This window comes from Paractinoplanes maris, from assembly GCF_023544465.1.
In the GTDB taxonomy this organism is placed as follows: Bacteria; Actinomycetota; Actinomycetes; order Mycobacteriales; family Micromonosporaceae; genus Actinoplanes; species Actinoplanes maris.
In genome coordinates this window covers 329,412-345,465 of record NZ_JALPVL010000003.1, presented here as the reverse complement: position 1 = coordinate 345,465, position 16,054 = coordinate 329,412, and the positions used below count along the sequence as shown (strand labels likewise).

Here is a 16,054-nt window from a genome sequence, read left to right as displayed (position 1 = left end):
CGACCTGTCGCGCACTCCGGATAGACTTTCGGCCGTGAATCATTGCTGAATGGCAACTGGGGGCCGACGTGTTGCGCATCCACTTCACGCCGGAGGATGTCGGCCGCGTGCGGATCGCGGGCGAACCCGATCCGCTGTGGGAGACGATCTTCAGTGTGTGGCGGCTGCGCCGTCCCGGTCCTGAGCTGATCTACGGCCGCTGGCGTGAGCACGCCCTGCGAGTGAGCCGCCGCGACGACCTCGAGCTGTTGCTGCCGCTGGTCCGCGGCGCCTACTACCCCGACTTCCTCACCCCGGCCGAGGGCTCGCTGGGTCTGCCGGCCGCGCTCGAGGTCATCAAGTCGACCCCGGCCACCCGGTTGCGGGGCGAGCTGGCGGAGCTCGTCCGGCACGCCGGGCCCAAGCCGTCCTGGATGAGCAGCCTGGCCCAAGGGGACGCCGAGACCGTCCAGCGCCTGGCCGCCGCGCTGCAGTCGCAGTACGACGGCGTGATCGCCCCGTTCTGGGCCGAGGGCCGGGCCCACATCGAGGCCGAAAGGTCCCGCCGGGCCCGTGTGCTGCTCGACCAGGGTGCCGAGGGCCTGCTCGACAGCTTCCGGCCGATGATGCGCTGGGAGCCGCCGGTGCTCGAGGTCGACACCCCGTTCGACCAGACGCTGCACCTCGACGGCCGCGGCCTGATCCTGCTGCCGTCGTTCCTCTCCTACGGCACGCCGGACGCGCTGCGCGACACGACGCTGCCGCCCGTGCTGGTCTATCCGATCGAGCACGACCTCACCCTCAACCCCGGCCTGCGCCCGGCCGACGGCGCGTCGCTGGCCGCGCTGATCGGCAAGACCCGGACGTCGCTGCTCGAGTCGCTGGGTGACGGCCGGACGACCTCCGAGCTGGCCCGCCGGGTCGGGGTCAGCGCCGCCTCGGTCAGCCAGCACACCGCCGTGCTGCGCGAGGCCCGTCTGATCCAGACGAATCGCGCCGGCAAGGCCGTCGTGCACACCCTGACGCCGCTCGGTGAGGCATTGCTGGGTGATCAGCCCTAGTATCAAGTGATGTAGATCACTCGATCCAAGGGGCTGGTATGGACGGCGCCAAGACCGACGTGGAAGATCGCCTGCTCGGCGGGGCAACCTACCGCAGTTTGGGCGAACAGCAACTGTCCCCGGCCGAGGAGCGATTCGAGCGGGGCCGCCGTACGGTGGGCCTCTTCCTCGCCCCGGCCATCACTCTGATATTCCTCGCCCTGCCGCTCAGCATCCCGCCCAGCCAGCAGGTGCTGGGCGGGCTGCTGCTCGGGGTGATCGTTCTCTGGATCAGCGAGGCCGTGCCGATCCCGATCGGCGGCCTGATCGGCGTCGCCCTGATCGTGGTCTTCGGCGTGGCCGAGGCGGCCGATGTGCTCGCGCCGTTCGGCTCGTCCACGGTCTTCACCTTCATCGGCGCCTTCATCCTGGCTCAGGCGATGCTCAAGCACGGCCTGGCCCGCCGGTTCGCCTTCCGGATCCTGTCGCTGCCGGGAGTCGGCCGATCGACCACCCGCGTGATCATCGCGTTCGGCGTGGTGACGGCGCTGTTGTCGGCGTTCGTCTCGAACACCGCCACGGTCGCGATGCTGCTGCCCACCGCGCTCGGCATCCTGTCGGTCGTCGCCAAGCTGCTGCAGGACCGCGGGCTGGTCGAGCCCGGCTTCGACCCGACCCGGCTGCGGGTCGGCGCGGCGCTGATGCTGATGTTGGCCTACGGGGCGAGCGTCGGCGGGCTGCTGACGCCGGTCGGGTCGCCGCCCAACCTGATCGGCCGCGGGTTGATCGAGGAGGCCACCGGCGAGCGCATCTCGTTCGCGCAGTGGATGGCCGTCGCGGCACCGATCTGCCTGCTGATGTTCGCCGTGCTGGCGGTGGTCCTGCTGCTGCTCAACAAGCCGGAGATCCGTCGCATCGAGGGCGTCGCCGAGTACGTGACGGCCGAGCGGGCCAAGCTAGGCAAACTGTCGGTGGCCGAGCGCAACACCCTGATCGCGTTCGTGGTCACGGTCAGCCTCTGGATCTTCCCGGGCATCGTGGCGGTGGTCGCCGGCACCGATTCGGCGGTCTACGACACAGTCTCGGCCCGGCTCAACGAGGGCGTGGTCGCCGTACTCGGGGCGTCCCTGCTCTTCCTGCTGCCGGTGTCGTGGCGGAACCGGGAGTACACGCTGAACTGGAGCGACGCCGCCCGCATCGACTGGGGCACGATCGTGCTGTTCGGCACCGGCATCATCTTCGGCTCGCTGCTGGCCGACACCGGCCTGGCCGAGACGATCGGCCGGTCCAGCGCCGACGCGCTCGGCCTGAGCAGCATGTTCGCGATCACCGCGTTCGCCGTCATCCTGGCCATCGTGGTCTCCGAGACGACCAGCAACACCGCCTCGGCCGCCGTGGTGGTGCCGATCATCATCCCGATCGCCGTCGCCGCCGGCGTGAACCCGCTGGTCCCGGCCCTGGCGGCCACGTTCGCGGCGTCGTTCGGCTTCATGCTGCCGGTGTCGACGCCGCAGAACGCGGTGGTCTACGGCTCCGGCGTCGTCCCGATCACCACGATGATCAGGTCGGGCGTCTCGTTCGACGTGCTCGGCGCGATCATCATCCTGCTGCTCCTGCCGCTGATGGTGGCGGCGGTGGGCCTGGGGTAGGGCGGCCGGCCGCCCGCTACGCGTCGGTGGCGGCGTCTCGGAGCCGGGCCAGCGCGCCCGACCAGTACGCCTCGTAGCGGGCGACCCACGGCGCCATGGCCTCGGCCATCGTGTCGGCGTCGATGGCGTAACGCTGGTGGCGGCCCTCGCGGGTCGCGGTGACCAGGCCGGCCGCGCGCAGCGCCATCAGGTGCTTGGAGATGCCCGACGCCACCAGATCCGGGAAGTGGGCGGCCAGCTCGCTCACCGTGAGCGTCCCGTGCTCGGCCAGCAGATCGAGGACGCGCCGCCGGGTCGGGTCGGCCATCGCCCGGAACAGGTCGTCGCTGCGGTCAGGCACTGACGCTCGCCACCGCCCCGGCCAGCCGCTGGAGCACCTGGTGCTTGTCGGCTCCTCGCTCGTACGCCTCCTGGATGCCCGCCCAGCCGGGCCGGCCGATGCCCGCGAACCCGTCGTGGACGAGCGCGACCCGGGTGCCGCCCGTGATCGGCTCGAGCGTGATCACCAGCCGGCCGGGGTGCACCCAGCCGGAGTCCTCCTCGAGCCAGGACAGCACGAGCCGGCCCTCGGGGACGATCTCCAGCACCGTGCCGCTGATCCAGGTCGAGCCGTCGCCGCCGGGCATCCGGTAGGCGCCGCCCACCCGCAGGTCGATCTCGAGCTCGGCGGAGAGCCAGCGGCGCAGACCCTCCTGAGTGGAGAGCTGCCGCCACACGGCGCTCGGCGGTGCGGGAATCTCCAGGGTCCGGGTGACTTCGGGCATGGTCGACCTCCTCGGTGACATCTTACCGCTTGGTAATGCATTACCGTACGGTAAGACGTCGCCCGCTGTCTATCCAGCCTCGGTGATTTTCTGGCTGACCGCGGCCCCGGCCGGATGCTGAAGCTCGTTGAACAGGGCCAAGGCCCGGCGCCAGGCGGTGATCGCGTCGGCCGGGCGGCCCATCGCGGTCAGGGTGTTGCCGATGCGGTCGAGGGTGGCGGCCTGCTCGAAGACGTCGGGTATCTCCTCGTACAGGACGCGGGCGCGCTCGTAGTGGGTGAGGGCCTGGCCGAAGCGGTGCGCGCGGTGGTGGATCAGGCCGAGGCTGTCGCTGGCGGCCGCGATGCCACTGCGGTCGGCCAGCCGCTCGAAGCGCTCCAGGGCCCGCGCGCAGTTCTCCAAGGCCGGCTCGGGCCGGTGCAGGACGGCGTTCCACCAGCCGACCTCGTTGAGCGCGACCGCCACCGCCCGCTCGTCGGCCGAGTCGCGGGCCGACGCCAGGGCCTGTTCCGCGCTGGCCAGCGCCTCGGGCACCCGGTCGAGCAGGCCGAACAGCCACGCCTGAAGGGTCCGCAACCGATAGAACCGCCAGGCTCCGGTGGCCAGCGGGATGGCCCGGTCGACCTGCCGCAGGGCCTGCTCCGGGCGGTTCAGCCAGCCCAGCGCGCGGGCCAGGTCGGCCAGCGCGTCGGCCACCTCGTCGTCGCCGAACTGCTCGGCGCCGGTCAGGGCGACCCTCCGCGACTCGTACAGCTCCTGCCAGCGACCTTGGCGGATCTGGTCGGCCGCGGTCAGGTGCGGGATCCGCACGGCGTAGCGCGGTTCGCCGAGTTGCAGGGCCCGCTCGGCCATCGCCATCAGGTTCAATGCCTCCGCGCGCAGCCAGGCGCCGGCCGCCGCGACATCCGGGGGCCGGACGACCACGGTTCCCGGCGCCGGGGGTTCACCGTCGAACGTGTGCGAGAAGGGTTCCTGCAACTGGTGGGCCGCGGCCGCGGTGTGCAGGTAATGGTCGAACAGCCGGCCGGTGGCGGCCGGATCGTCGTCGTCGACCTCGGCGGCGTAAGCCCGGAGCAGCGCGTGCATCGCGAAGCGGCCCGGGGCCGGTGAGCTGATCAGGTGGGCCGCGGCCAGCTCGGCCAGCGGCGGGCCGGGCTCGCCGGTCAGGCTGGCCGCCGCGTCGGCGGTGAAGTCCGGGCCGGGGTGGCGCGACAGCAGCCGGAACAACCGCGCCGCCCGGGCGGAGAGCCGGTGGTAGGACCAGGAGAACGTCACCCGCGGGTCGGTCGAGCCGTCGCCGGTGGCGATCGCGTCGAGCCGGCGGCCCTCCTCGCCCAGCTGGGCCACGAGATCGGCCAGGGGCAGCCCGGGGCGCTCGGCGGCCTGCGCGGCGACGATGGCCAGGGCCAGCGGCAGCCCGGCGCAGAGCCGGATCAGCTCGGCCACGACATCGGCCGGCTCGCACTCGATGCGGTCGCGGCCCAGCCGGGCGGCCAGCAGCTCGCGGGCCGCCTCCTCGTCGAGCAGGTCGAGGGTGAGCGCGGCGCCGCCGGGCGCGACGGCCAGCCCGTTCAGCCGGGTGCGGCTGGTGACGACGGTCAGGCAGGAGCCGGCGCCGGGCAGCAGGGCGCGCACCTGCTCGTCGTCGGCCGGGTTCTCCAGGACGATCAGCAGGCGGCGACCGGCCGCGAGGCTGCGGAACAGCCCGGCCAGCTCGGTCTCGCCCGCGGGCATCCGGTCGGGCGGGACGCCGAGCGCGCCGAGGAAACCGCGCAGCACCTCGGCCGGCTTCCGGCGGCTCGGCCGGCGGCGGCGCCGGCCGAGCAGGTCGGCGTGCAGCTGCCCGTGCGGATAGGCGTCCGACACCGAGCGGGCCCAGTGGACGGCCAGCGTGCTCTTGCCGACGCCGGCGGTGCCGTAGACGAGGATCACCGGCGGGCGCGGGCCGGTCGGGTCGGTCAGCTCGGCCAGGCGGGCCAGTTCCCTCGTACGCCCGGCGAAGTGAGCCGTTACGGCGGGCAACTGGTGTGGCACCGCCGTGTCCTGGCCGTCGCCGCCCGGCGTGCCCAGGAGCGGATCCCGGACCCGGATCCGGTCGTTCAGGGCGCGGGTGGCGGGCTCCGGCGGGGTGCGGGCGGCCAGCCGCTCGTACGTCTCCACGGCCGCCCCGTAGTCCCCGGCCAGATAGGCGGCGTGCATCTCGAGCCGCACCACCCGCTCGTCGTCCGGGCTCTCCGCGGCCAGGCGCTCGGCGTCGGACCGGGCCTGCTCGACCGAGCCGCAGCGCAGCCGGGCCTCGGCCAGCCGGGTCGCCGCCTCCCGGCGTTCCCGTTCGAGCTGGCGGCGGATCCCGGCCGCCCAGTCGCCCGGCACATCCTCGAGGGCGGAGCCGTGCCAGAGGGCGAGCCCGCGTTCCAGCTCGGTGAGCGCGGCTTTCCAGTCGCCCCGGGCGGTCAGCTCCCGGGCGGTCCCGGTGGCCGCCCGGAACTGGTGGACGTCGACCCGCTCGGGCGCGACGTCGAGGCGGTAGACGCCGCCCTGGCCCTGGCGGGGCAGCGTGAAACCGTACCGGCGAAGGGCGAGCCGAAGGTCGCCGATGTAGCCCCGCCGGGTCTCGGGGTTGCGGGCCGCGGCGCCCCAGAGCGCGTTGTCGAGGAAGGGGCCGGTGACCGGCCGGGCCCGGGCCAGCAGCAACGCCGCCAGCACACAGTGCACCTTGGGCAGCTCGGCGTCGCGGCCCAGATGGATGCGGGTGTCGCCGTCGAACAGGCCGACCGGGCCGAGCAACCGGAAATCCATGCTCTTATGTTCCCCGCGGAATTCCCCGTTACCGCCGTCACTGTCTCGACATGGACATCGAGCGCGGCGGCGCCGGCCACGGGCCGCTCCTGCCGCCGGCGCTGCGATTGCTGCGGCCGCACGAGCCCGTCGAACAGCAGCTGTGCTTCGCCGAGGCGTTGTGGACGGCGGGGGAGTACGCCCGGAAGGCGGCCAACCTGCTGGAGCTGAACGGCGCCTGGCGCGCGGTCGTCTACGGCGGACCGGGCAGCGGCAAGTCGACGTTCGCCGCGCTGGCCGCGCGGGGCCTGCAGGAGCGGGGAGCGCCGGTCGTGCCGCTGCTGTTCTCGCTGAGCTCACGGCGCCATCCGGACGACCTGGCCGGCTGGCTCGGCCGCCGCCTGGCCCGGGCCTACCCGGAACTGCGGCGGGTGCCGGCGACCGGGCCCGGCGGGCGGGTGGCGCGGCTGGTGAGCAGCGGCGAATACCTGTTCATCCTGGACGGGCTGGACGAGATGCCGGCCCGGATGCGGCGGTGGGCGCTGGAGGAGGTCAACCTGCTCTTCGGCCCCGGCGACCCGGTGATGCTGCTGACCGGCGACGCCGGCCTCGACCACCCGTTGCCGCTGCCGGGCGCGCAGCACATCGGCATCGACCCGGCCGGTCCGGCCGCCGTGGCCGACCACCTCGACGCGATGGGCCGCCTGGAGAGACCCAACCTGGCCGGCTCCACCGCCGGGTTCGACGGCCTGGCCAAGGCTGTCCGCAACGACCCGTACGGTCCGCTGGCCGTGCTGCTGTGCCGCCCGCTCGACCTGGCGCTGGTCGTGCAGGCGATGCGCCGCGGCCTGCTCTGGCACTCCGACCTGACCGCCCGCGTGGCCCGCGCGGGCCCGGCCGCCGCCCGCGAGATGCTGCTCGACCTGGAGATCGCCGGCGCGCTGAACGGCCGCTGGCCCGCCCGCCGCACCGCCCACCTGGCCCGCCGCATGCGGGTCACCGACGTCGGCCCGCGCCCGGGTGCTTTCCTGCCCACCCTGCACGCGGCCGGCCTGCTCCACCGCGAGGGCCGTCTCTACCAGTTCCGCCACGCCGAACTGCGGGACCACGCCGCCGCGCTCGCCTTCAGCTGAGGTCGTGCTCCGACGGCGTCGAGTTGAGCACCCAGGCCAGCGGCATTGTCGCGCGCGCGGTGTAGTGCCCGTCCGCCAGCACGTGCATGGTCACCGTCTGGGCCGTGTCCTGGTCGACCACCCAATACTGCGGAATGCCGGCGGTGGCGTACTCACCGCGCTTGGTCACCGTGTCGATGCCCTCGGAGCCGGGCGGCGGCAGGATCGAAAGGGCTCCCTCGGGGCTGACCTCATATCGATGGTGCTCATCCGCGCCCATCATCGCGGTGAGGTCATCGAGCGTCACCACCGAGGGCATGAATCTGCCGACAGCTTCTGCGCTCATGCAGGCATCGTACCGAGCCTGCGGCGGCCGTTGTCGCTGCCGAGAGTGCCTGTGGATAACTCGGGCCGCGGCACGGTAAGTGCTCCTGGCCTGCGCCGCGGACCGCGGCCGTTGAACGGGGTGGTGAGGTTTCGGTCACGGCGGGTATGGGTCGGCGGGGATGAATCGTCATAACAAGAGCCTCCACCAGCGTTTGGAGCAGCGTCGCCGCGAGGTCGGGGTTGTCGGCGTTTGAGATGTTCACCAGCACGCTGGTCGCTGCAACGTAGTGGCCGTTCGCGATAGCGTCGACGAACTCCGCGGCGATCTGCCGGTCGTTGCTGTTCAGGTCGGTCATGGTCAGTTTTCCCTCTCCAGGTCGAAGCGGTCGGCGAGCAGCTCAGCCAGCCGCTCTGCGGTCAGCGTCTTGCCGGCGTTGACCCGGCCGACGTAGCCGGACATGTCCTTGGTCAGCTGACTGCCGCGATCAAGTCGCAGGCCGATGCGGTGGCCGAGCATGTCGGAGTCGACCTGGTTGTCGGGGTCGAGCTCGCGGATCAGGGCGGCGAGGTTGCTGGTGTCGTAGGTCATCGGGTCTCCTCATCCAGGTTGAATTCGGCGACGATCACTGTGGCGAGCTGCTCCGGGGACAGCTTCTTGTCCGGGTTGATGCGCTGAACGAACGCGCCCATGTCGCGGCACAGGATGCCGAAGCCGACCAGTTCGAACGTGCCGGCCAGTTCACCGCCGAGGTCGTACGGGCTGAGGTCGCCGTCATGGTCGAGTTCGCGGATGAGGGTGGCGATGTCGGCGGCGGTGCGGGCGGTCATCGGGCAACCTCAGTCCGCGGACGCCAGCTCAGGTCGTCGAGGTCTCGGCTGCCGTTCTCCGGGTAGACGGTCTCGAAGTCGGGGCAAGCGCCTTTGTGCGCGCCGATCTCGTTGTGCAGGCAGCCGCACGACAGAACGCCGGTGGCGGTGGAGCCCTCGTGGTTGTCGAGCCCGTAGCGCTCGCAGCAGCGCTGAAGGTCAGTCATGGTCAGTTCTCCTTGTTGTCGTTGGCGAGTAGCCCCGCGCCGTCCAGGGCGGCGGCGGCTTTCTCCGCGACGGGCCAGTCCATGCGGCAGCCCAAGTCGTTCGCTACTCGTTCCCGGGCGTCAGTGCGTGGTGTGGCGCCGAGCAGGTGACCGTCGTTGTCCAGGGAGGTGGCAATGCCGGTGGCCCGCTCAGCGCGTTTGAAGTTGCCGGTCAGGAACGGCTCGATGACGGCGGCGGCAGCGGCACGGAGGTCGTTCATCGGGTGCCCCGCGCGAGCGCCTCGGCCACGCTGATGCCGTTGCAGGTCATCAGTGGCGCCTGTTCCTCGGCCAGCCGCAGCGCGGCCTGCTCGTCGAAGCGGTGCGTATCCAGCCATTCGTCGGTGCGGCTTGACGGAGACGGCTCGTAGTCCCACTCCCCGTCGGCCCCGAAGCAGAACGGGCCGCTGCGGACAGCCCACCGGCCGTCGCCGCGGTAGGAGGCGGTGATCGCGTAATGCTGGTAGTTGATGTCGCCTTCGGGCAGGGCGCAGATGGTGTGCTCGGTGATCACTGGGCCGCCTCGAGGAAGCGGCGCACGTTCTCGATGTCACGGCTGTCCAGCCTGGCGCGCTTGAACGGCACGAAGGCGCCGTCCGTGGCAGTCGGATCGGTCAGCCATACCGAAGCGTTCTCGCCCTCCAGGAAGACCCGGTAGTGGTTTGCGGGCTTGGCACGCTCCACGACCAGTTGAGCTGCTCCGAGGGTAGGCAGAGTCGCCACCGCCAAGGCGGCGTTGTCTGCCGCGATGGGCAGTGAGGCGAGAGTGGTGGAGGAACCGTTGAACTTCGGTCCGGCAAGCCGGTAGCCGCTGTTCTCGTCTCCGATAGAGACCTGCGTGCCGCCGGTCCAGCCGTCCCGGCTGATGTCGATTGCGATAGTCACGAGGAACTCCAAGCTGCTGATTTGAGTGGGGAATTCTCAACCGACTCTACCGGATGAAGACCACGCCGATCGACACCCGAAGGTGGGGAATCCTCAACCAGTTCGCTACGGTGAGAACGTGATCCAAGAGCGCTACACCGACCGCCATATGCCGAAGTTGCTCAACCTCAACGGAGCGGCCGAAGTGCTCGGCGTCAGCCCTCAGTACGTGCACCGACTGGCCGAACGCGGGCAACTGGTCGGCGCGAAGATCGGCGCCTCGTGGTACTTCCGCCGCGTGGTTGTAGAACGACTTCGCGACCAGCGCGCCGGAAACGATGAAGGCCCCGGCGACTGACTCGCAGCCGAACGGGGCCTTCAAGCGCTGACTTCACGTCGCTACTTCCACGCGTCCGAATCCATCACGTCAGCGAGAGCGTCAGACACCTTCGACCCGAACGGCCTCTCCACGCCGTCGCGGTACACCAACACCTGCTGACGGCCAGACAGCACCACGTCGGCACACTCTGCCCACGCCGCCGCGTCGTCCGGATGCTCGACCGTCCACTCGTCCTTCACAACCGGCTGACCGGTGCTGAGGTCGGTCACCACGAACCGGTAGCCGGGCATCAGCGGTAGTCCCGGCCGGCGCCCGGTGTGACCGCGTCGGCGATCGGCGCCCGGTCCGCAGGGTCCAACAGCATCAGCAGGTCCCGGAGCGGCCTACCCGTGTCGAGGGCTTCCCGCATGACCTCGTCGAACGTCTCCCGCAAATGCGGCGGCAGGTTGCCCTTATCCACGACGCACCCGCACATCAAGCTGGGCGGCACGGGACCGGTACGGGTGGGTGTTCACACCAGGCGGGGTGGTTTTACGCCACCAGCCGGGCAGGTGAAGGTGAGTTAGCATCATGTCGTTCCTCTCAAGGGATCAGAGGGCCGCGCAAGCCTGGACAGTCGGCGCGGCCCTTCTTCGTGTCGGTCACAGGTCGTCGAACCACATGTGCACCGCCGTAGTGGGCACCTCGTACACCTCGCCTTGACGGGCGCGCACCCCGCAGTCCTCGACCCGGATCGTGCTGGTCGGGCCGTTGGTGCCGAGCACGTCAACGTTGACGACCGTGCTCATGCCGTAGCTGACCCCGAGATCGGGAATGTCGCTCTCGCGGACCTTGTGCATCGGCATCAGCTCGCCTCCCGTGCCCAGTCGAGTGCGTGGCCCAGCCGACCCCACGAGCCCGCGTAGCCCAGCGGCGGATCCCGCAGGAACTCGGTCGAGTCGCCCGTGAACACCGCGTACCTGCCCTTGTCGGGCACCGGGCGGGGCAACACCATCCGTTCGGTGCCATCCGCGCAGAACACCCGCCACCCCTTACCCTCGGGCTTGACGTCTTGGGCCATCGACACGGCGGTCACTGCGACGTCTCCGTCAGCGCCTCGGTCCGCAGCGCCCACTCGACCGTTTCCTCCACGCGGGAGGAACCCGAGTGGAGCATGCCGAACTGCGGGATCCGGCGCTCCGGGGTGGAGCTGTCGAAGAACACCGCCCAGTCCGGGCCGTCGCGCAGCACCTTCACCGGGCCGAACTCGTCGTTGATGACCCGGTAGCCGCCGTCGATCTCAGACACGCGGGGGTCGTCCAGGATGCTTGCCATCGTTCCCTCTTCCTCGGCGGCCAGTTCTGACCTACCGCCACGACGTCCGTACCTGTCGGACGCCATAGCGGGCGGTCAGCGCCGGTCGAGAGCCTCACGGACATGCGGCGGCAGGGCAGCCACCGCGTTGTCGTATTCGGCCCGCTCGTCCGGTGTCATCGACTCCGGGTCGGCGGTGAACAGCGGCGACCGGTGGAAGACGTCGTCGGTGTCGTTGTAGTCGGCGGGGTTCCACTGCGGGGTTGAGCTCACGGTGTTGCCTTCCTCGGCGATCAGGGCTGACCGTCCGCCGGGAGTCTCCAGTTCAGGGGAAGTGGGATGGCACGAGGTGCCCGAACTGGAGACCCGGGTGGCCGGTCAGGCATCGACGGTGTCGAAAGCCGCACGGACTGCACGCCGGCACCAACGCATCCGTCGGGCCGACTCCTCTTGGTGGTCGCCGAACTCCTCGGCCATCCGCACGGCGAGAGCTTGCGGGCCCCGCCAGTCGAGGCCGTAGGCGACGGCGTCACGGACCTGATCACCGGAAGGGGTGTGGGAGGGCTGCAAGTCGGAGCAGAACAACGCTTCGGCGCGGGCGATCTCGAGGTCGTTCACCGGGTCACCTGCTCCCGGTCGCCGGCCCACTCGCACTCCGGGCAGAACAGGATCGAACCGCGGTCGTCGAGGACAGCCCGGTCGTTCGGGCACCGCTTCACCCGCACCCGTTCCCGGCCCTTGGGGTCGTAGATGTAGCGCCGGTTCGTGGACTCGTAGGCCCGCTGCGGTTCGGTCACGACAGCACCAAACCTTCGGTGTCACCGTGGTCGCCGTCGCCACTGTCGGCGGTTCGCATCCGCGCCGGCTCGTGCGGGACCGTGGTGGTGCCGTGGCAGAGGGGGCCGATGCGGCGGACAGCGACCCCGTGGCAGGCCGGGCAGCAGAACACGGTGTCGCCGGCCATGGCGGCGTGAGCAGCCTCTTGGGTGGCGCGGGATAGGCGGAGGCCGGTCATGACGTCACCGCGCTGTCCGACATGCATGCGGGCAGTTGTTCCCGCCCGGCCACCGCCCCACAGGTCGGGCAGCAACGTTCACCCGACGCGGTGTACTCCGTCATCGCCTTATCGCAGGGCAGGCACACGTCCAAACCCTGATGGCCGTCCCACTCCCGCACGATGCCTTGAGGGTTGATGGCCCGGTCACCGACGTGCAAGTTGTTCGGGGTGGTCCACTCGCTGACGTAGCGGGTCATGAGCACCACGACCCGTCGTTGCAGCGGCCGTTCAAGTCGCGACGGTCGTGACCGCACATCAGCCACCCCGGCGAGGTCTTCAGGGTCTGCGTCCAGTCACCCTTCTCGGTCTGCAACTCCAGGCGGTAGTTCGGCGACCAGTAGGCGAGCTGGTTACCGAACCAGGCCAGCGCCTCAATATCGTCGTCGGCGTTCTGGCCACAGAATCCGGTCTGAGCCACCTGCTTGTCAGTGCCTTCGCGGTAGACGCGGAGCACGTAATTCGCACCCCACATCAGGCGGCCCTCCGCGTGCGTCCGGTGAGCGCGTGCCCATCGAAGCCGTCCCACGTGGGCAGTTCGGCGGGGATGGCCTCCTCGACCCGGACGAAGCCGGTACCCGTACCCAGCTGGGCCAGGTCGACGGGAGTGGTGGCGTGGCGGCGGACGGCGTGACGGCGGCGGTCGAGGCGGGTCATGAGAAGTCCCGCTCGGACTCGGTGATGGCCTTGGCAGTAGCGGTCGAACGGTGCGGGCGGTGCTCACGGACCGGGCCCTCAGCGGTCAGCTCGGCCAGGTCGTAGGCGGCAGCGGCTGGGACGGTGGCCCGGAACGCGGCCAAGGCGGCGTCACGGTCGTCGGAGTCGCCGGCCAGGGCGGTGTGGGTGGCGAGAGACATCACAGGACTCCTTCCAAAAGTGCATCTGCAACGACGTACCGATCACCGACCTCGCGGCCCAGCACTGTGACCGGCAGGCCAGAGGTCAGCAGGTGACCGCAGACGTCGTTCAGGTCGGGTGTGAGGGCGACTGTGTTGCCGTTCAGGGCGAACTGGACGAACCGGCGGCCATCTCGGCCGGGCAGGTAGTTGACCTCGGCGGGAAGGCCGGACAAGGAGATTGCGGGGCCAGGGACAAGTGACGGGAGCGCGGTTACGTCGGAACTCATCGGGTTTCTCCTTCCGGAGCGTCAGTCGGGAACGGCGGCGGGATGGTCCGGGCCGCCAGGTGCGTGTCGGGGGTGTCGTCGTCGTGCTCGGCCAGCCACAGGGCACGCAGAGCCTCGTTGGTGCGGTCGTCGACGAACGCGGTCACTTGGTCACCACGCGAATCCAGATCGCCGGTTTCGAGTCCTGCACCTTGCGCCAGTCCCGGCCGTCATCGACGTAGCCATTTGCTTCCAGCCAGCGGTCGGCGTCGGCACGGCCGTAGATCGGGTAGACCTCGATGTCGAAGGGGACGGAAGGGTCGCCGTCCTTGATCAGGCGTAGGTCTTGGTTCTCGAGCTCAGCGACGTAGGCGGTCACAACGTCACCGCCACAACCGGGCGGAACGTGATCGTCGTACGGGGAACGTCGGCGTCGAAGATCTCCACCTGGCGTCCGGCCCGCAGGTCGTCGGCTGTGCCCGGCGGCAGGGAGTACATGAGGTGGCTGTCCCCGACCGGGGCCGGGACAGGCGCCCAGCCCTCCGGTGCCACGTACACGGTGAGTTTCAGGTTGTCGCCCTCGACGGTGACGGTGCCACCGCCGGCCAAGACATTGATGTCGGCCGGGTGCAGAAACACGTCGTGGCGGGTCACGACAGCACCGCCGAACCCTGCTCCGACCCGATCGAGCGGTCCGAACCGTCCGGGTACAGCCAGGCATGCTCGGCGCCGGTCATCCACGCCGCGGCGTAGTCCCGCATCCAGGCCAGGGCAGCCGAGTCGTTGGTGGCGGCGAACGGTTTGGTCCGGTCCGGGGTCCAGGTGTTGGCGCTGGTGAAGATGCGCAGCTCGTAATGCCTCACCGGGTTGCCCCGTTCGCGTCCTCGACGGTCTCGGCGAGCAGGGCAACCCGGTCGGCGAGGAGCAGGGCGAGCTGGTCGGCCTGGTGCGCGGTCAGTTCGTATCCGGCGACGTAGACACCGCTGCGGTCGGCGGTGATGAACGCGGAAACGGGGAGTGGCCTGCCGTTCGTGGCGGGGATCTGGACGTCGTCCTGGTAGTGGACGGTCTCGCTGTCGAGGTGGACGCTGGCGCACCAGGCGGGGCAACCGGTGAGTGTGGTGGTCGTCGTCACGACGGTCCTCCAGGGTTTGCGCCCGGCCGGAACAGGGGGAGATCCGCGCCTGCCACCGGCCGGGAGTTGATGGCTTGTGCCTACCTCCACCATGCGCTTGGCTCGCAACCTAGTCAAGCAACCCGAGCAACATTTGCTAGCATGAGCGATGCCAGGTTGAATCCCGAGCACCACAGACCCCGGTTTTGCGCAGAGCAAGCCGGGGTCGTTGTGTTAAGGGACTTCCGGTGCAACCATCAGAAGCAACCGAACGAAGGGCGAGCCGATGAAGCTCATCTACCTGTTCAAGTGGCGTAACTCTGGCGGCGAGAACTGCCCGGCCGTCTACGACACCGACGGCGGAGACCTGGTCATCCAGGGCTACAACCTTGCCGGCGATGAGACGGACCAGCTGCGCAACCGGGCGGACGACGAAAGCGGCGTTCGCATCCCGTATGAGCTCGCCGAGCAGATCGCGGACATGGTCAACGCCAGGCGGGCCTGACCCCTCGAGACAGAACGCAAGCCGAGCCCCGGATCCGCCCGCTACAGGGCGACCGGGGCTCGGCTTAATCGCATCCCCCGACCTTGCCGCGGAGAGGCCGGACCATCATGTACTACGTGATCAACATTGCCTTCTTGCCTGGGAGTTCGACCTGGCAGTCGACAACACCCCAAGGAGAGAAGACAACATGAACGACGACAAGCAGCGTGACTACCTGCTCGGCAAGAGCCTGCGCAAGGCCCGCGCCGACGTCGGACTCAACCAGAACGACTTCGGCATCCAAGCTGGCTTTGCCGCCGGCACCGCCAAAGGCAAGGTCTCGAAGATTGAATCGGGCGAACAGCCACCCAGCGAAGACGACCTCGACCAATGGGCCAGAGTCGCCAACGCCCCTGCGCCACTGGTCGAGCAGTGGAAGGAGCTCGCCGCTGCGGAAGTTGCCAGGCGAGCCGCTAACTACAAGAGTCGCCTCAAGGGCGGTCAGCAGCCAATCCAGCAGGAGTGGACCAAGAAGGCGGAAGACACCACGCTGTTCAGGTTCTTTGAGACCTTCGCTGTTCCTCGCTATTTGCAGGTAGACGGCTACACGCGCGCAATGTTGTCCGAGTTCAAGAAGTTCAGCACCGTGGACGACCTTGAAGCCGCAGTCAGAGAGCGGCAGGCAAGCGCCAAGATCCTATACAAGGACGACGGCAAAACTTTCAAGTTCATCATCGATGAGCCCGTCCTGTTCCGGACCCGGTTCCCGCGCGCGGTCATGCGCCCGCAGCTGCTGCTTCTCCAGTCGTTCATCAGTGACGAGGACCAGCTCAGGGTCTATCCGTCCCTAAGCAGGCCAGTGAGCCACCTGCCGATCAGTTCGTTCGAGCTGTTCGACAACGTCGGGTACATCGAAACTGAAGTCGGTGGCGCCGAGCCGCTGCTCTACGACACCGTCGTGCCACTGGCTACCAAGTTCGACGCACTGTGGAACGAGTCTGTTGCTGGCGACGACGCCCGGGAGATCATTGCTCGTGCGCTCGCAGCACTTCCTACGGCTTAGCCAACCGTCACTGGG

At 69.6% G+C, this 16,054-nt stretch carries 35 protein-coding genes; 6 read left to right on the top strand and 29 right to left on the bottom strand.

Going from position 1 to position 16,054, the window contains the following annotated elements:
* Window positions 1-68: 68 nt before the first annotated feature.
* Together NAG42_RS10685 and NAG42_RS10680 are read left to right on the top strand one after the other, a co-directional pair.
* A complete protein-coding gene (locus tag NAG42_RS10685; protein ID WP_250029944.1) occupies window positions 69-1,040 on the top strand; it encodes an ArsR/SmtB family transcription factor in 972 nt (323 codons plus the stop codon).
* A 38-nt stretch (window positions 1,041-1,078) separates the two neighbouring features.
* Window positions 1,079-2,668 (top strand): SLC13 family permease, encoded by a 1,590-nt coding sequence (locus NAG42_RS10680; protein WP_250029942.1) that lies wholly within the window; start codon window positions 1,079-1,081, stop codon window positions 2,666-2,668.
* A 16-nt stretch (window positions 2,669-2,684) separates the two neighbouring features.
* On the opposite strand, the gene NAG42_RS10675 is transcribed toward NAG42_RS10680, so the two are convergent.
* The 3 genes from NAG42_RS10675 to NAG42_RS10665 form a co-directional block, all read right to left on the bottom strand.
* Window positions 2,685-3,008, bottom strand: coding sequence for an ArsR/SmtB family transcription factor (locus NAG42_RS10675; RefSeq protein WP_250029940.1), 324 nt, complete (start codon window positions 3,006-3,008; stop codon window positions 2,685-2,687).
* The gene (locus NAG42_RS10670) at window positions 3,001-3,432 is read right to left on the bottom strand and encodes an SRPBCC family protein (protein ID WP_250029938.1); all 432 of its coding nucleotides are present in this window, start codon (window positions 3,430-3,432) and stop codon (window positions 3,001-3,003) included. The genes NAG42_RS10675 and NAG42_RS10670 overlap by 8 nt, the downstream gene beginning before the upstream one ends.
* 69 nt (window positions 3,433-3,501) lie before the next feature.
* Window positions 3,502-6,231 (bottom strand): ATP-binding protein, encoded by a 2,730-nt coding sequence (locus NAG42_RS10665; RefSeq protein WP_250029936.1) that lies wholly within the window; start codon window positions 6,229-6,231, stop codon window positions 3,502-3,504.
* Window positions 6,232-6,281: 50 nt separating this feature from the next.
* Between NAG42_RS10665 and NAG42_RS10660 the strand changes: the two genes are divergently transcribed.
* Window positions 6,282-7,343 (top strand): NACHT domain-containing protein, encoded by a 1,062-nt coding sequence (locus tag NAG42_RS10660; protein ID WP_250029934.1) that lies wholly within the window; start codon window positions 6,282-6,284, stop codon window positions 7,341-7,343.
* On the opposite strand, the gene NAG42_RS10655 is transcribed toward NAG42_RS10660, so the two are convergent.
* The 7 genes from NAG42_RS10655 to NAG42_RS10625 form a co-directional block, all read right to left on the bottom strand.
* A complete protein-coding gene (locus NAG42_RS10655; RefSeq protein WP_250029932.1) occupies window positions 7,336-7,668 on the bottom strand; it encodes a Uma2 family endonuclease in 333 nt (110 codons plus the stop codon). The two genes, NAG42_RS10660 and NAG42_RS10655, sit on opposite strands and share 8 nt — an antisense overlap.
* Before the next feature lie 339 nt (window positions 7,669-8,007).
* Window positions 8,008-8,238, bottom strand: coding sequence for a hypothetical protein (locus NAG42_RS10650; protein ID WP_250029930.1), 231 nt, complete (start codon window positions 8,236-8,238; stop codon window positions 8,008-8,010).
* Complete coding sequence (locus tag NAG42_RS10645; protein ID WP_250029928.1) at window positions 8,235-8,477, bottom strand: hypothetical protein; 243 nt, start codon at window positions 8,475-8,477, stop codon at window positions 8,235-8,237. Before NAG42_RS10645 ends, NAG42_RS10650 begins: the two co-directional genes overlap by 4 nt.
* Window positions 8,474-8,683: a hypothetical protein gene (locus NAG42_RS10640; RefSeq protein ID WP_250029926.1), complete on the bottom strand. Its 210-nt coding sequence runs from the start codon at window positions 8,681-8,683 to the stop codon at window positions 8,474-8,476. Before NAG42_RS10640 ends, NAG42_RS10645 begins: the two co-directional genes overlap by 4 nt.
* A gap of 2 nt (window positions 8,684-8,685) precedes the next feature.
* Entirely contained in the window at window positions 8,686-8,943 is a 258-nt protein-coding gene (locus tag NAG42_RS10635) for a hypothetical protein (protein WP_250029924.1), read from the bottom strand.
* Window positions 8,940-9,236, bottom strand: coding sequence for a hypothetical protein (locus tag NAG42_RS10630; RefSeq protein ID WP_250029922.1), 297 nt, complete (start codon window positions 9,234-9,236; stop codon window positions 8,940-8,942). The genes NAG42_RS10635 and NAG42_RS10630 overlap by 4 nt, the downstream gene beginning before the upstream one ends.
* On the bottom strand, window positions 9,233-9,619 hold the full coding sequence (locus NAG42_RS10625) for a hypothetical protein (RefSeq protein WP_250029920.1): 387 nt from the start codon (window positions 9,617-9,619) through the stop codon (window positions 9,233-9,235). Before NAG42_RS10625 ends, NAG42_RS10630 begins: the two co-directional genes overlap by 4 nt.
* A gap of 106 nt (window positions 9,620-9,725) precedes the next feature.
* Between NAG42_RS10625 and NAG42_RS10620 the strand changes: the two genes are divergently transcribed.
* Window positions 9,726-9,944 (top strand): helix-turn-helix domain-containing protein, encoded by a 219-nt coding sequence (locus tag NAG42_RS10620; RefSeq protein ID WP_250029918.1) that lies wholly within the window; start codon window positions 9,726-9,728, stop codon window positions 9,942-9,944.
* Window positions 9,945-9,985: 41 nt separating this feature from the next.
* Here NAG42_RS10620 and NAG42_RS10615 read toward each other — a convergent pair whose 3' ends face one another.
* The 19 genes from NAG42_RS10615 to NAG42_RS10525 all read right to left on the bottom strand — a co-directional run bounded on the left by NAG42_RS10615 (window position 9,986) and on the right by NAG42_RS10525 (window position 14,513).
* A complete protein-coding gene (locus tag NAG42_RS10615; protein WP_250029916.1) occupies window positions 9,986-10,216 on the bottom strand; it encodes a hypothetical protein in 231 nt (76 codons plus the stop codon).
* Entirely contained in the window at window positions 10,216-10,386 is a 171-nt protein-coding gene (locus NAG42_RS10610; RefSeq protein ID WP_250029914.1) for a hypothetical protein, read from the bottom strand. The genes NAG42_RS10615 and NAG42_RS10610 overlap by 1 nt, the downstream gene beginning before the upstream one ends.
* Before the next feature lie 181 nt (window positions 10,387-10,567).
* Window positions 10,568-10,771: a hypothetical protein gene (locus NAG42_RS10605; RefSeq protein ID WP_250029912.1), complete on the bottom strand. Its 204-nt coding sequence runs from the start codon at window positions 10,769-10,771 to the stop codon at window positions 10,568-10,570.
* Complete coding sequence (locus NAG42_RS10600; RefSeq protein WP_250029910.1) at window positions 10,771-11,001, bottom strand: hypothetical protein; 231 nt, start codon at window positions 10,999-11,001, stop codon at window positions 10,771-10,773. Before NAG42_RS10600 ends, NAG42_RS10605 begins: the two co-directional genes overlap by 1 nt.
* On the bottom strand, window positions 10,998-11,240 hold the full coding sequence (locus NAG42_RS10595; RefSeq protein ID WP_250029908.1) for a hypothetical protein: 243 nt from the start codon (window positions 11,238-11,240) through the stop codon (window positions 10,998-11,000). Before NAG42_RS10595 ends, NAG42_RS10600 begins: the two co-directional genes overlap by 4 nt.
* Before the next feature lie 75 nt (window positions 11,241-11,315).
* Window positions 11,316-11,492: a hypothetical protein gene (locus NAG42_RS10590; protein WP_250029906.1), complete on the bottom strand. Its 177-nt coding sequence runs from the start codon at window positions 11,490-11,492 to the stop codon at window positions 11,316-11,318.
* A 105-nt stretch (window positions 11,493-11,597) separates the two neighbouring features.
* The gene (locus tag NAG42_RS10585) at window positions 11,598-11,837 is read right to left on the bottom strand and encodes a hypothetical protein (protein WP_250029904.1); all 240 of its coding nucleotides are present in this window, start codon (window positions 11,835-11,837) and stop codon (window positions 11,598-11,600) included.
* Window positions 11,834-12,016 (bottom strand): hypothetical protein, encoded by a 183-nt coding sequence (locus NAG42_RS10580; RefSeq protein ID WP_250029902.1) that lies wholly within the window; start codon window positions 12,014-12,016, stop codon window positions 11,834-11,836. The genes NAG42_RS10585 and NAG42_RS10580 overlap by 4 nt, the downstream gene beginning before the upstream one ends.
* A complete protein-coding gene (locus NAG42_RS10575) occupies window positions 12,013-12,234 on the bottom strand; it encodes a hypothetical protein (protein WP_250029900.1) in 222 nt (73 codons plus the stop codon). Before NAG42_RS10575 ends, NAG42_RS10580 begins: the two co-directional genes overlap by 4 nt.
* A complete protein-coding gene (locus NAG42_RS10570; RefSeq protein ID WP_250029898.1) occupies window positions 12,231-12,473 on the bottom strand; it encodes a hypothetical protein in 243 nt (80 codons plus the stop codon). Before NAG42_RS10570 ends, NAG42_RS10575 begins: the two co-directional genes overlap by 4 nt.
* A complete protein-coding gene (locus NAG42_RS10565; RefSeq protein ID WP_250029896.1) occupies window positions 12,470-12,748 on the bottom strand; it encodes a hypothetical protein in 279 nt (92 codons plus the stop codon). Before NAG42_RS10565 ends, NAG42_RS10570 begins: the two co-directional genes overlap by 4 nt.
* Window positions 12,748-12,930 (bottom strand): hypothetical protein, encoded by a 183-nt coding sequence (locus NAG42_RS10560; RefSeq protein WP_250029894.1) that lies wholly within the window; start codon window positions 12,928-12,930, stop codon window positions 12,748-12,750. Before NAG42_RS10560 ends, NAG42_RS10565 begins: the two co-directional genes overlap by 1 nt.
* Window positions 12,927-13,130: a hypothetical protein gene (locus tag NAG42_RS10555; RefSeq protein WP_250029892.1), complete on the bottom strand. Its 204-nt coding sequence runs from the start codon at window positions 13,128-13,130 to the stop codon at window positions 12,927-12,929. The genes NAG42_RS10560 and NAG42_RS10555 overlap by 4 nt, the downstream gene beginning before the upstream one ends.
* Window positions 13,130-13,399 carry a hypothetical protein gene (locus tag NAG42_RS10550; protein WP_250029890.1) on the bottom strand — a complete coding sequence of 90 codons (270 nt, stop codon included), beginning with the start codon at window positions 13,397-13,399 and terminating at the stop codon, window positions 13,130-13,132. The genes NAG42_RS10555 and NAG42_RS10550 overlap by 1 nt, the downstream gene beginning before the upstream one ends.
* Window positions 13,396-13,545, bottom strand: a complete 150-nt coding sequence (locus NAG42_RS10545) for a hypothetical protein (RefSeq protein ID WP_250029888.1) — start codon at window positions 13,543-13,545, stop codon at window positions 13,396-13,398. Before NAG42_RS10545 ends, NAG42_RS10550 begins: the two co-directional genes overlap by 4 nt.
* Entirely contained in the window at window positions 13,542-13,757 is a 216-nt protein-coding gene (locus tag NAG42_RS10540) for a hypothetical protein (RefSeq protein WP_250029886.1), read from the bottom strand. The genes NAG42_RS10545 and NAG42_RS10540 overlap by 4 nt, the downstream gene beginning before the upstream one ends.
* Window positions 13,754-14,032 carry a hypothetical protein gene (locus NAG42_RS10535; RefSeq protein WP_250029884.1) on the bottom strand — a complete coding sequence of 93 codons (279 nt, stop codon included), beginning with the start codon at window positions 14,030-14,032 and terminating at the stop codon, window positions 13,754-13,756. Before NAG42_RS10535 ends, NAG42_RS10540 begins: the two co-directional genes overlap by 4 nt.
* Entirely contained in the window at window positions 14,029-14,241 is a 213-nt protein-coding gene (locus NAG42_RS10530) for a hypothetical protein (RefSeq protein WP_250029882.1), read from the bottom strand. Before NAG42_RS10530 ends, NAG42_RS10535 begins: the two co-directional genes overlap by 4 nt.
* Window positions 14,238-14,513 carry a hypothetical protein gene (locus NAG42_RS10525; protein WP_250029880.1) on the bottom strand — a complete coding sequence of 92 codons (276 nt, stop codon included), beginning with the start codon at window positions 14,511-14,513 and terminating at the stop codon, window positions 14,238-14,240. Before NAG42_RS10525 ends, NAG42_RS10530 begins: the two co-directional genes overlap by 4 nt.
* Window positions 14,514-14,778: 265 nt before the next feature.
* On the opposite strand from NAG42_RS10525, the gene NAG42_RS10520 reads away from it, so the two are divergent.
* Both NAG42_RS10520 and NAG42_RS10515 read left to right on the top strand, forming a co-directional pair.
* Window positions 14,779-14,997: a hypothetical protein gene (locus NAG42_RS10520; RefSeq protein WP_250029878.1), complete on the top strand. Its 219-nt coding sequence runs from the start codon at window positions 14,779-14,781 to the stop codon at window positions 14,995-14,997.
* A 187-nt stretch (window positions 14,998-15,184) separates the two neighbouring features.
* Window positions 15,185-16,039 carry a Scr1 family TA system antitoxin-like transcriptional regulator gene (locus NAG42_RS10515; RefSeq protein ID WP_250029875.1) on the top strand — a complete coding sequence of 285 codons (855 nt, stop codon included), beginning with the start codon at window positions 15,185-15,187 and terminating at the stop codon, window positions 16,037-16,039.
* Window positions 16,040-16,054 lie beyond the last annotated feature (15 nt).

Excerpts from the sequence above, each read along its gene's own strand:
- NAG42_RS10680 (WP_250029942.1), top strand. The coding sequence starts at position 1,079 with ATGGACGGCGCCAAGACCGACGTGGAAGATCGCCTGCTCGGCGGGGCA.
- NAG42_RS10670 (WP_250029938.1), bottom strand. The coding sequence starts at position 3,432 with ATGCCCGAAGTCACCCGGACCCTGGAGATTCCCGCACCGCCGAGCGCC.
- NAG42_RS10665 (WP_250029936.1), bottom strand. The coding sequence starts at position 6,231 with ATGGATTTCCGGTTGCTCGGCCCGGTCGGCCTGTTCGACGGCGACACC.
- NAG42_RS10660 (WP_250029934.1), top strand. The coding sequence starts at position 6,282 with ATGGACATCGAGCGCGGCGGCGCCGGCCACGGGCCGCTCCTGCCGCCG.
- NAG42_RS10655 (WP_250029932.1), bottom strand. The coding sequence starts at position 7,668 with ATGAGCGCAGAAGCTGTCGGCAGATTCATGCCCTCGGTGGTGACGCTC.
- NAG42_RS10650 (WP_250029930.1), bottom strand. The coding sequence starts at position 8,238 with ATGACCTACGACACCAGCAACCTCGCCGCCCTGATCCGCGAGCTCGAC.
- NAG42_RS10645 (WP_250029928.1), bottom strand. The coding sequence starts at position 8,477 with ATGACCGCCCGCACCGCCGCCGACATCGCCACCCTCATCCGCGAACTC.
- NAG42_RS10640 (WP_250029926.1), bottom strand. The coding sequence starts at position 8,683 with ATGACTGACCTTCAGCGCTGCTGCGAGCGCTACGGGCTCGACAACCAC.
- NAG42_RS10635 (WP_250029924.1), bottom strand. The coding sequence starts at position 8,943 with ATGAACGACCTCCGTGCCGCTGCCGCCGCCGTCATCGAGCCGTTCCTG.
- NAG42_RS10615 (WP_250029916.1), bottom strand. The coding sequence starts at position 10,216 with ATGCCCGGCTACCGGTTCGTGGTGACCGACCTCAGCACCGGTCAGCCG.
- NAG42_RS10605 (WP_250029912.1), bottom strand. The coding sequence starts at position 10,771 with ATGCCGATGCACAAGGTCCGCGAGAGCGACATTCCCGATCTCGGGGTC.
- NAG42_RS10595 (WP_250029908.1), bottom strand. The coding sequence starts at position 11,240 with ATGGCAAGCATCCTGGACGACCCCCGCGTGTCTGAGATCGACGGCGGC.
- NAG42_RS10575 (WP_250029900.1), bottom strand. The coding sequence starts at position 12,234 with ATGACCGGCCTCCGCCTATCCCGCGCCACCCAAGAGGCTGCTCACGCC.
- NAG42_RS10570 (WP_250029898.1), bottom strand. The coding sequence starts at position 12,473 with ATGACCCGCTACGTCAGCGAGTGGACCACCCCGAACAACTTGCACGTC.
- NAG42_RS10565 (WP_250029896.1), bottom strand. The coding sequence starts at position 12,748 with ATGTGGGGTGCGAATTACGTGCTCCGCGTCTACCGCGAAGGCACTGAC.
- NAG42_RS10560 (WP_250029894.1), bottom strand. The coding sequence starts at position 12,930 with ATGACCCGCCTCGACCGCCGCCGTCACGCCGTCCGCCGCCACGCCACC.
- NAG42_RS10555 (WP_250029892.1), bottom strand. The coding sequence starts at position 13,130 with ATGTCTCTCGCCACCCACACCGCCCTGGCCGGCGACTCCGACGACCGT.
- NAG42_RS10550 (WP_250029890.1), bottom strand. The coding sequence starts at position 13,399 with ATGAGTTCCGACGTAACCGCGCTCCCGTCACTTGTCCCTGGCCCCGCA.
- NAG42_RS10520 (WP_250029878.1), top strand. The coding sequence starts at position 14,779 with ATGAAGCTCATCTACCTGTTCAAGTGGCGTAACTCTGGCGGCGAGAAC.
- NAG42_RS10515 (WP_250029875.1), top strand. The coding sequence starts at position 15,185 with ATGAACGACGACAAGCAGCGTGACTACCTGCTCGGCAAGAGCCTGCGC.